The organism is Pedobacter sp. CFBP9032 (assembly GCF_034045265.1).
Taxonomy (GTDB): Bacteria; Bacteroidota; Bacteroidia; order Sphingobacteriales; family Sphingobacteriaceae; genus Pedobacter.
The window spans coordinates 1-508 of the sequence record NZ_JAXCWE010000036.1 but is presented as its reverse complement, the minus strand read 5'-3'; the positions used below and the strand labels follow the sequence as shown (position 1 = coordinate 508).

General features: G+C 43.9%; 1 tRNA gene. It reads left to right on the top strand.

Annotated features, from left to right (window positions below):
- Positions 1-145: 145 nt before the first annotated feature.
- A tRNA-Ala gene (locus SOM16_RS23045) sits at positions 146-222 on the top strand.
- Positions 223-508: the final 286 nt, after the last annotated feature.

Below are 508 nucleotides of genomic sequence, written 5' to 3'. Positions count from 1 at the left end.
GGTTAGAGCACTACACTGATAATGTAGGGGTCTCCAGTTCAAATCTGGACGGGACTACCATTAAAGAGTCATCAGTTTTGAGTCTTAAGTCGTAAGTCAATTAGACTAAAGACTTTGGACTAGAGACTAACAGACTTGATACTCTGGGGGATTAGCTCAGCTGGCTAGAGCGCCTGCCTTGCACGCAGGAGGTCAACGGTTCGACTCCGTTATTCTCCACCATGAAGAATGGCGACCGGTCAACGGTTCGTTCCGATAGCTATCGGGACCGTTATTCTCCACCACTAAGCTAAAGGGGCTTAAAGACCAAAGCAGAAAGCTTTTAAAAAACGAATAGATAAAAAAGATATCATCGGGATCGATGATCTACATTGACATAAAGATTAAGATAAGAAGAAACGCCATGGGGCAGATACGATAAAAAGTATTAAACGGTTCGAGACCGTAGTTTTTGACTAACGAAGCTGAAACGGAGCTTAGGTTGGGGCACATGAAACCCTACACCTTT